The sequence below is a fragment of the Actinosynnema sp. NPDC059335 genome (assembly GCF_042752395.1).
Classification (GTDB): Bacteria; Actinomycetota; Actinomycetes; order Mycobacteriales; family Pseudonocardiaceae; genus Actinosynnema.
The window spans coordinates 22,901-31,756 of the sequence record NZ_JBHYXZ010000014.1; the positions used below are offsets into that span (position 1 = coordinate 22,901).

The following is an 8,856-nucleotide window of genomic DNA, read 5'->3' on the forward strand; positions in this document are numbered from 1 at the left end:
AACTCACACCCCCCCCCCACAGCCAGCGGCGAGAGCGCGCGGCGGGCGGCCGGCCCCGGGGGGCCCCCGCCGCCCCCCCCCGCCCCCCCCCCGGCGCCGGCCAGCAGGGCGAGCGAGGCGACCACGACGGCGAACGCGTTGCGCAGGGATTTCGCGAGCACTGTTCTTCCCCTCGGTATTCGGGTTTGAGGGGTTCTTACCGGCGGGGGATCGACGCCCGACAGCCCCGATCGGCTCATACCGCGGCAACGACGGGTGAACGTGGAGCGGACCGCGACCGACCGCACGGGCCGGCGTCGGGGTTCCCGCAGCGCCAAGGGGTGCGCCGACGGCCGCGCGCCCCCCGAGCCGCCGCTGCGCCACCCGGGGGCAGACCGGCTGCGCCACCCCGCCCACCGCGACCGGGCCCGATCGCCCACCGCGTTGCCCGATCCCGGGCAACGCCGGCTCGTCCGCCGAGGCGATCCCGTGCGCCACCCGCCACTTCGCGCAGCCGCACCCCGGTCCACATCGGACCTACGCGCCCGGGGCGCACCCCCGTCGGCGGTAGTACTCCGACACCCACGGCCCGACCAGGCCGACCGCCATCAGGTACCCGAACGCCACCAGGGCCACCACCGGGCCGACCGCCGCGGCCACCGGCGGCACCACCAGCGATTCCACGACGAACACCAGCACCCAGAACAGCAGCCGCTTCACGCCGGACCGCAGCGGGTGCCTGCCGATCGAGCGGTCGTACCGGTATCCGGCGCGCAGGGTCGCCAGCGCGCCCACGAGTGCGATCACGGCGTCCCCCTCCGCCCGCCGCGGGCGACCGGACGCCTCCGCGCGCCGCCGGGGTGGTCGAGCGGGCGAGCCGAACCCCTCAGCACCGGCTCGGACCGCTCGACCGACACCCCCGCCCCGACGCCGGGCACGAGCGCGTTCACCGGACCGGCTCGTCGTGGTCGTCGCCCCGGTCGAGGAACCGCCGGATCGCCGGCTCGTCGGGGAACTCGTCCTCGTCGGTCTCGATGAGACGTTCCGCGATGGGCACCGGTTCCTCCACCCAGGCGGGCCGGAAGTCGTCGCCGGGCAGCAGTTGGTGGCGGCGGGCGAACTCCTCGGCGGCGTCGCGGATCGACTCGCGCAGCGTGCCGATGACCACCGTCTCGGCCGTGTAGGTCAGCTCCACGAGCAGCGCGCGCATCCGGTCGAGCTGGTCCTCCTGGTCGGCGTTGTCCGCCAACTGCGGCCACAGCCTGCGCTCGAACACCTCCACGAAGTCCGCCGCGATGCCGTCGGTGGCCTGGCGGAGGTTCGCGAACTTGTCGAGCACGTCGTCGCTGGGCACGCTCAGCGCGGCGAGGCGGTTGCCCGCCTCCAGTGCCCACCGGCGCACGTGCGGCCAGCCGCGCCGCCAGCGGACCAGGCCGAGCTGCACGGCGCGGCGCAGCACGCGCGGGCGCACGTCGCCCAGCGGCACCAGGCGGCTGATGTCGCGGACCTTGATCCGGACCCAGTCGTCAGGCCCTTCCTCGTCGCCGACCCCGAGCACCGCCGCGACGCTCGCGCCCTTCTCCCGCGCCCGGACCAGCTCGGCGATGGCGGGCAGCGAGAAGCCGCGGGCCTGGAGGCGTTGGACCAGGGCGAGGCGCTCCACGTGGGAGGCGTCGTAGTAGGCGACGCGGCCCTGCCTGCGGGGCGCGTGCAGCACGCCCTTGGTCTGGTACATGCGGATCGTGCTGCCGGGCAGGCCCACCCGGACCGCCAGCTCGTCGACCGTCAACTGCTCCTGCGCCTGCTCCACGCCACCGATCGTGACGGGTCGGTGTTCGTTGAGTCAAGACTCTTCGAGTTTTTACTCGAAGAGTTACAGGTGGAGCAGCATGCGCGAGTTGCCCAGGGTGTTCGGCTTGACGTACGAGAGGTCGAGGAACTCCGCCACGCCCTCGTCGGCCGACCGCATGATCTCCTCGTACACCTCGGGGGACACCGGCGTGCCGTCGATCTCCACGAAGCCGTGCCGACCGAAGAACTCGGTCTCGAAGGTCAACACGAACAACCGCTCCAGTTGCAGCTCGCGGGCCGTCTCGATCAACCGGCTGACGATGCGGTGCCCGATGCCCCGCCCCAACGCCGAGGGCGTCACCGCGACCGTGCGGATCTCGGCCAGGTCCTCCCACAGCACGTGCAGCGCGCCGCAGCCGAGCACCACGCCGTCCTCCTCGGCGACCCAGAACTCCTGGATGTCCTCGAAGAGCGTGACGAGCGGCTTGGCCAGCAGCACCTTGCCGGCGTAGGCGTCGATGAGCGCCTTCATGGCTCTCACGTCACCGGTGCGGGCGCGCCGCACGTTGATCGGGTCGTTCACGGTGCAAACGTATGCCCAGCCTCCCCGCGCCGAGCACTCAGGTGAGCCGCGTCATGCGGGCCCGTACCCGGCGGTCGACAGAGGGTGACTTCCTCCTGGAGGCCGCCAGGGTGGCTCTCGTGCGGTTTACTTGCACCAAACCCGCCGAGAACTCTCTGTCGGAGGTGTCAGGTGCTCCGGAGCTTCCGCCTCGGCAACCACCGGTCGTTCCGCGACGAGCAGGAACTGCTGCTCATGCCGGTGTACGCCAGGGCCCGCGAGGTGCTGCCCGTCGCGGCCGTCTACGGGGCGAACGCGTCCGGCAAGTCCAACCTGCTCGACGGCCTGAGGTTCATGGCCGACGCGGTGCGGGACTCGTTCGGCCAGTGGCGACCGGGCGGCGGCGTGCCGCGTCGCCCGTTCAAGCTCGACCCGGCCGCCGTGGGGCGGCCGTCCGTCTTCGTCGCCGAGTTCGTCGAGGGCGGGGTGCGCTACACCTACGGTTTCGAGGTCGACGACGAGCGCGTCCTGGCGGAATGGCTCTACAGCTACCCGCAGAAGCGCAAGCGCGTTCTGTTCGAACGGTCGGGTGGCCGGACGAAGTTCGGCAAGGCGGTCGCGGAGAACGCGGCCAAGGTCGAGGTGCTGGAGCAATTCCTGCGCCCGAACGCGTTGTTCCTCAGCTTGGCCGCGCAATCCAACGTGGCGGCACTGATTCCGCCGTACCGGTGGATCACCGAGCAGGTGCGTTTCCGCTCGGACGAGGAACAGGACGACCTCGCGCTCCAGGTCGCGAACTTCCTCGGCGACGACGAGGAACTCCGCAGTCGATTCGTCGACCTGCTGCGGGCCGCGGACCTCGGGATCGTCGGCATCGAGCTGAACGACGACACCTCTCCGACGACGGCCGGCGATTGGCTCCGGGCGATCGAAGGCATGGGGCTCGCACCTTCCCGGGATCTCGACCCCGCGTTGCTCCGGAAGGTGGCGGACGCGGCGGCGGCCGTCGCGAGGGACGGGGCTCGTCGCGTGGAGCTGGTGCACGGGGACGGCACCCCCTTCTCGCTGGTCGAGGAGTCGGCCGGCACCCGCTCCTGGTTGCGGTTGCTGCCCGATGTGCTCGGTGTCCTGAAGCAGGGAGGTGTGCTCGTCGTGGACGAGATCGACGAGAGCCTGCACTCCCTGATCACCGCTCGGTTGATCGCGCTCTTCAAGGACCCGCTGACCAACGAGGGGAACGGGCAGCTGATCTTCACCACGCACGACGCGACGTTGTTGCACCCGCCCCTGGCGGAGGAGGTGCTGGACCGGGACGAGATCTGGTTCGTGGAAAAGGACCGGAACGGCGCGAGCACCCTCTACCCGCTCTCCGACTTCAGACCGCGTCGTGAGGACAACCTGGAGAGGCGTTACCTGGCCGGCCAGTACGGCGCCGTTCCGCACCTGTACCAGGAGCTTTTCGTGAACGCCGTGCGGGGTGACGACGATGGCGAGGCGTGAGAACTCGCAACGCCGTTCGAGGCGGACGGTTCCCGCGCGCCGGAACAACGTGTTGGTGGTCAGCGGTGGGGAGAAGACCGAGAACCAGTACTTCTCCGGGCTCCGATTGGCCCGCCGCGTGCCGATCACGGTGAAGTGCAAGGTCGACGCGCCGCACAACCTGGTCAAGTACGCCGCCAGGCTCCGCGACCGGTACCGCGAGGAGTTCCAGGCGGTGTGGTGCGTGGTCGACGTGGACAACTTCGACATCGCCGCCGCCGTGCGGGAAGCCGACACCGCGAAGGTGAACCTCGCGGTGTCCGACCCGTGCTTCGAGTTGTGGCTCCTCCTGCACTTCGCGGACCACCGCGCGCACATCCCGGACTACCGCGCCGCCCGGGACCCGCTCGCCCGCCACGTCCCCGGTTACGACAAGAAACTCGACTACGCGGCGTTCGACCCCGGCGTGGAGGAAGCCGTCGCCCGCGCGGCCCGGTTGGGACCGGACAACCCGGTCACCGGCGTCGGCCGCCTCGTCGGAGCGGTGCTCCACGCCTGACCCGGATCGCACACCGCACGGGCGGACGGGTACCCGGGCCGCGCCGGTTACGCTGAGCACCGTGTCTTCCCCCACCACGTCCAAGCGCGTCGCCATGCTGACCCTCGGGTGCGCCCGCAACGAAGTCGACTCCGAAGAACTCGCCGGCCGCCTCACCGCCGGCGGTTGGGAGCTGGTCGACGACGAAGCCGACGTGGTCGTGGTCAACACGTGCGGCTTCGTGGAGTCCGCCAAGAAGGACTCCGTGGACACCCTCCTCGCCGCCGCCGACAGCGGCGCGAAGGTGGTCGCGGTCGGGTGCATGGCGGAGCGCTACGGCGCCGAGCTGGCCGACAGCCTGCCCGAGGCGCACGCCGTGCTCGGGTTCGACCACTACGCCGACCTCGCCGACCGCCTGGACGACGTCCTCGCCGGCCAGGCCATCGCGTCGCACCAGCCGGTCGACCGCCGCACCCTCCTCCCGCTCACCCCGGTCCAGCGGCCGGCCGCGGTCGAGGAGGTGCAGGTGCCCGGGCACGGCTGGGGCCCGCGCGTGCTGCGCACCCGCCTCGCGGACACGCCCGTCGCGCCGCTGAAGATCGCCTCCGGCTGCGACCGGCGGTGCGCGTTCTGCGCCATCCCGTCGTTCCGCGGCGCGTTCGTGTCCCGCCACCCGGACGAGGTGGTGGCCGAGGCGATGTGGCTGGCCGAGCAGGGCGTGCGCGAGGTGTTCCTGGTCTCCGAGAACTCCACCTCCTACGCCAAGGACCTGCCCCGCGAGCTGGGCGGCCTGGAGCGGCTGCTCGCGCGGCTCGCCGCGGTGCCCGGCATCGACCGCGTCCGCGTGTCGTACCTCCAGCCCGCGGAGACCAAGCCGAGCCTGGTCAAGGCCATCGCCACCACCGAGGGCGTCGCCGACTACTTCGACATGTCCTTCCAGCACTCCAGCGAGCCCGTGCTGCGCCGGATGCGCCGGTTCGGCTCCACCGAGTCCTTCCTCGGCCTCGTCGAGCAGATCCGCTCCCACGCGCCGCGCGCGGGCATCCGCAGCAACGTCATCGTCGGCTTCCCCGGCGAGACCGAGGAGGACGTGGCCGAGCTGGAGCGCTTCCTCACCGCCGCCCGCCTGGACGCGGTGGGCGTGTTCGGCTACTCGGACGAGGACGGCACCGAGGCCGAGGGCCTGCCGGGCAAGCTGGACGCCGACACCATCGCCGAACGCGTCGCCCGCGTGTCGAACCTGGTCGAGGAGCTGACCGCGCAGCGCGCGGAGGAGCGCGTCGGCGACGAGGTCGTCGTCCTGGTCGAGACCGCGGAGGACGACGAGAACGACTGCGTCGGCCGGGCCGCCCACCAGGCGCCCGAGGTGGACGGCGAGTGCGTGATCACCAACGCCGACGGCCTGCGGGTCGGCGACCTGGTGCGCTGCCGGGTCGACGTGTCCGAGGGCGTCGACCTGGTCGTCTCCGCGATCGAGGTGCTCCCGAGGTGACCGAACCCGCGCGCGTGCCGGTGCTGAACATCGCCAACGTGCTGACGATGTCCCGGCTGGTGCTCGTGCCGGTGTTCCTCTACCTGCTGTTCGCCGAGGGCGGCCACCAGCCGTGGTGGCGGCTGGCCGCCTTCGGCGTGTTCGCCGTGGCGTCGGTCACCGACCACGTCGACGGCAACCTGGCCCGCAAGCTGGGCCTGATCACCGACTTCGGCAAGATCGCCGACCCGATCGCGGACAAGGCGCTGACCGGCGCCGCGCTGGTGGGCCTGAGCCTGCTGGGCGAGCTGCCGTGGTGGGTGACGGTCGTCATCGCCGTGCGCGAGCTGGGTGTCACGCTGCTGCGCTTCTGGGTCATCCGGCACGGCGTGATCCCGGCCAGCCGCGGCGGCAAGGCCAAGACGCTCGTGCAGATCGTGGCCATCGGCCTGTACCTGCTGCCGCTGCCGCCCTGGCTGGACCTGCTCCCGGTGGTCACCATGGGCGCGGCCGTGGTGCTGACCGTCGTCACGGGCGTCGACTACGTGATCCGCGCCTTCCGGCTGCGGGCCCGCGGCAAGCGCGCGGTGGCCGGGGCGTGACCGCCGCCGACGTCGTCCGGGCGCTCCGGGACCGCGGCGAGACCGTCGCCGCGGCCGAGTCGCTGACCGCCGGCCTGGTGACCGCCGAGCTGGCCTCCGTGCCCGGCGCCAGCGCCGTGGTGCGCGGCGGTCTCGTCGTCTACGCCACGGACCTCAAGCACACGCTCGCGGGCGTGGACGCCGCCCTGCTGGCCGAGCACGGCGCGGTGCACCCCGAGGTGGCCCGGCAGCTCGCCGAGGGCGCACGCGCCCGCTGCGGCGCGACGTGGGGCCTCGGGCTGACCGGGGTGGCGGGCCCGGACCCGCAGGACGGGGTGGCGCCGGGCACGGTGCACGTCGGTTTGTCCGGTCCGTCCGGTTCGGTCGTGCGCACGCTCACTCTGGGTGGTGGCCGTGACGAAGTCCGCAAGAGTTCGACGGTCGCGGCCCTGGATCTCCTGCTGGACCACCTCAAGATCCCCGTCGAGTGACGTGAGCAGGGCGTTCGCCCTCATCGCCGACCACGCACGCGGGAACTTACCCGGCAGTTCACTCGTTCGCCCTTGGCGGACGTGTCGGGAAGTCACTGCCCGTCGACGGGACGGGTCGGTAACGTGGTGGCACGGCCGGCCGGAAGGAGGCGCGCGATGACCGTGCTGCTACGCGAGGCGATCGGTGATCGGCTCCGCCATGCCCGCACCACCCAACGCCGCACGCTGCGCGAGGTCTCCAGGACCGCCCGCGTCAGCCTGGGGTACCTCTCCGAGGTGGAGCGTGGCCGCAAGGAGGCGTCCAGCGAGCTGTTGGCCGCGATCTGCGAAGCGCTGGACCTGCCCCTGTCGGAGCTGCTGCACCTGGTCGCCTCGGACATCGGCGCGGTCCAGCAGCCCGTGCCCACGCCTGCCGAGCTGGCCGAGCGCAGCACCGCGCCCGCCGCGGCGGCGGGCCTGGAGGGCGGCAGCCTGGTGCCCGCGGTGATCGGCAACGACCTGTCCGACCTGCGGCTTCAGCCCGTGCTCACGCACCGGCTCTCGACCTCGATCAGCAAGCCGCGCGACGCGGTGGTGGCGGCGTAACCCCAGTTCACCCGTGCCAGAGCCGAGCCGGTCCGACCGGCTCGGCTCTCCGCGCTTGCAACGACTTGGCAACCCGGTGTGGGGTCGCCGCGTCCACCGGGGGCGCGCGGGGCAGGATGACCATGCCGACGAAAGTCGGGGGTGACTCAGGGTGAACCCGGAGATCTCCCCGGGTCGGTGGAAGCAGCGCGGGACAACTGACACGATGGAACCAACACCGGCACCGGGTCGTTGCCAATCACGAGCGCGAGCCAGGGAAGTGCGGAGAAGGCAGGCGTAGGAGATGGCCAACCCTTTCGTGAAGGCATGGAAGTACTTCATGGCGGCTTTCTCGTCGAAGATCGACGAGCACGCCGACCCGAAGGTGCAGATCCAGCAGGCCATCGAGGAGGCTCAGCGGCAACACCAGGCGCTGTCCCAGCAGGCCGCCGCGGTGATCGGCAACCAGCGCCAGCTCGAGATGAAGCTCAACCGCCAGCTCGGTGAGGTGGAGAAGCTCCAGGCATCCGCACGCCAGGCGCTCGTGCTCGCCGACGAGGCGCGGGCCAAGGGCGACGAGCAGCGCGCGACGCAGTTCGAGAACGCCGCGCAGGGCTTCGCCACCCAGCTGGTGACCGCCGAGCAGAGCATCGAGGACCTCAAGACCCTGCACGACCAGGCGTTGCAGGCCGCGACCCAGGCCAAGCAGGCCGTCGAGCGCAACGCGATGGTGCTCCAGGGCAAGCTCGCCGAGCGCACCAAGCTGCTCAGCCAGCTGGAGCAGGCGAAGATGCAGGAGCAGGTCTCCCACTCGCTGCGCCAGATGACCGAGCTGGCCGCGCCCAGCAACACGCCGTCGCTGGAGGAGGTCCGCGACAAGATCGAGAAGCGGTACACCACCGCGCTCGGGTCGGCGGAGCTGGCGCAGAACTCGGTGCAGGGCCGGATGCTGGAGGTCCAGCAGTCGACCACCGAGATGGCGGGCATGTCGCGGCTGGAGCAGATCCGCGCCTCGATGGCGGGCGGCAAGGTCGCCGGCGAGGTGACCGGCGGCCAGCCCGCGAGCGCGAGCGCGAGCATCCAGCAGGAGATCCAGCAGCGGGTGCAGCAGGCGCAGGCGCAGCCGACCCAGCAGATGCAGCAGAACCCGCCGGCGAGCCAGGGCTGAGAGGGTGGTGTCCGCGATGGAACCCCGGCGCAAGGCGGCCGGTGAGATCGTCCAGATCATCGGCGGCCAGCTCCAAGGGCAACTCGCGGACCAGGTGAAACGGCGGTACGCCGCCTGGAACGACCCGCGCGCGAAGCGGGAAACGGGGTAGCCGCGGTCGATGCGCGGGGTGTGCATGTGGGTTTTAGTTGTGGCGCCGAGGGGGGTCGGAGGCTCGCACACCCAGTGGGGT

Annotated in this window: 11 protein-coding genes; 8 read left to right on the forward strand and 3 right to left on the reverse strand. The window is 71.7% G+C overall.

Going from position 1 to position 8,856, the window contains the following annotated elements:
- Positions 1-516 precede the first annotated feature (516 nt).
- The 3 genes from ACFXGA_RS06885 to ACFXGA_RS06895 form a co-directional block, all read right to left on the reverse strand.
- Positions 517-786, reverse strand: a complete 270-nt coding sequence (locus ACFXGA_RS06885; protein WP_378084953.1) for a hypothetical protein — start codon at positions 784-786, stop codon at positions 517-519.
- Positions 787-925: 139 nt separating this feature from the next.
- The gene (locus ACFXGA_RS06890; protein ID WP_378084955.1) at positions 926-1,789 is read right to left on the reverse strand and encodes a MerR family transcriptional regulator; all 864 of its coding nucleotides are present in this window, start codon (positions 1,787-1,789) and stop codon (positions 926-928) included.
- A 63-nt stretch (positions 1,790-1,852) separates the two neighbouring features.
- A complete protein-coding gene (locus ACFXGA_RS06895; protein ID WP_378084957.1) occupies positions 1,853-2,353 on the reverse strand; it encodes an amino-acid N-acetyltransferase in 501 nt (166 codons plus the stop codon).
- Positions 2,354-2,524: 171 nt separating this feature from the next.
- Between ACFXGA_RS06895 and ACFXGA_RS06900 the strand changes: the two genes are divergently transcribed.
- The 8 genes from ACFXGA_RS06900 to ACFXGA_RS06935 all read left to right on the forward strand — a co-directional run bounded on the left by ACFXGA_RS06900 (position 2,525) and on the right by ACFXGA_RS06935 (position 8,775).
- The gene (locus tag ACFXGA_RS06900) at positions 2,525-3,832 is read left to right on the forward strand and encodes an ATP/GTP-binding protein (RefSeq protein ID WP_378084959.1); all 1,308 of its coding nucleotides are present in this window, start codon (positions 2,525-2,527) and stop codon (positions 3,830-3,832) included.
- Positions 3,833-3,887: 55 nt separating this feature from the next.
- The gene (locus tag ACFXGA_RS06905; RefSeq protein WP_378084961.1) at positions 3,888-4,370 is read left to right on the forward strand and encodes an RloB family protein; all 483 of its coding nucleotides are present in this window, start codon (positions 3,888-3,890) and stop codon (positions 4,368-4,370) included.
- 94 nt (positions 4,371-4,464) lie between these two features.
- Entirely contained in the window at positions 4,465-5,841 is a 1,377-nt protein-coding gene (rimO, locus tag ACFXGA_RS06910; protein ID WP_378085076.1) for a 30S ribosomal protein S12 methylthiotransferase RimO, read from the forward strand.
- Positions 5,838-6,422 carry a CDP-diacylglycerol--glycerol-3-phosphate 3-phosphatidyltransferase gene (gene pgsA, locus ACFXGA_RS06915; protein ID WP_378084963.1) on the forward strand — a complete coding sequence of 195 codons (585 nt, stop codon included), beginning with the start codon at positions 5,838-5,840 and terminating at the stop codon, positions 6,420-6,422. Before rimO ends, pgsA begins: the two co-directional genes overlap by 4 nt.
- The gene (locus ACFXGA_RS06920) at positions 6,419-6,892 is read left to right on the forward strand and encodes a CinA family protein (RefSeq protein ID WP_378084965.1); all 474 of its coding nucleotides are present in this window, start codon (positions 6,419-6,421) and stop codon (positions 6,890-6,892) included. The genes pgsA and ACFXGA_RS06920 overlap by 4 nt, the downstream gene beginning before the upstream one ends.
- Positions 6,893-7,048: 156 nt before the next feature.
- Positions 7,049-7,477: a helix-turn-helix domain-containing protein gene (locus ACFXGA_RS06925; RefSeq protein ID WP_378084967.1), complete on the forward strand. Its 429-nt coding sequence runs from the start codon at positions 7,049-7,051 to the stop codon at positions 7,475-7,477.
- A 283-nt stretch (positions 7,478-7,760) separates the two neighbouring features.
- A complete protein-coding gene (locus ACFXGA_RS06930; protein WP_378084969.1) occupies positions 7,761-8,624 on the forward strand; it encodes a PspA/IM30 family protein in 864 nt (287 codons plus the stop codon).
- Positions 8,625-8,640: 16 nt separating this feature from the next.
- Positions 8,641-8,775 carry a hypothetical protein gene (locus ACFXGA_RS06935; protein WP_378084971.1) on the forward strand — a complete coding sequence of 45 codons (135 nt, stop codon included), beginning with the start codon at positions 8,641-8,643 and terminating at the stop codon, positions 8,773-8,775.
- The last annotated feature ends 81 nt before the right edge of the window (positions 8,776-8,856 follow it).

Coding starts and splice junctions, on each gene's coding strand:
- rimO (WP_378085076.1), top strand. CDS start 4,465: ATGCTGACCCTCGGGTGCGCCCGCAACGAAGTCGACTCCGAAGAACTC.
- ACFXGA_RS06925 (WP_378084967.1), top strand. CDS start 7,049: ATGACCGTGCTGCTACGCGAGGCGATCGGTGATCGGCTCCGCCATGCC.
- ACFXGA_RS06930 (WP_378084969.1), top strand. CDS start 7,761: ATGGCCAACCCTTTCGTGAAGGCATGGAAGTACTTCATGGCGGCTTTC.
- ACFXGA_RS06935 (WP_378084971.1), top strand. CDS start 8,641: ATGGAACCCCGGCGCAAGGCGGCCGGTGAGATCGTCCAGATCATCGGC.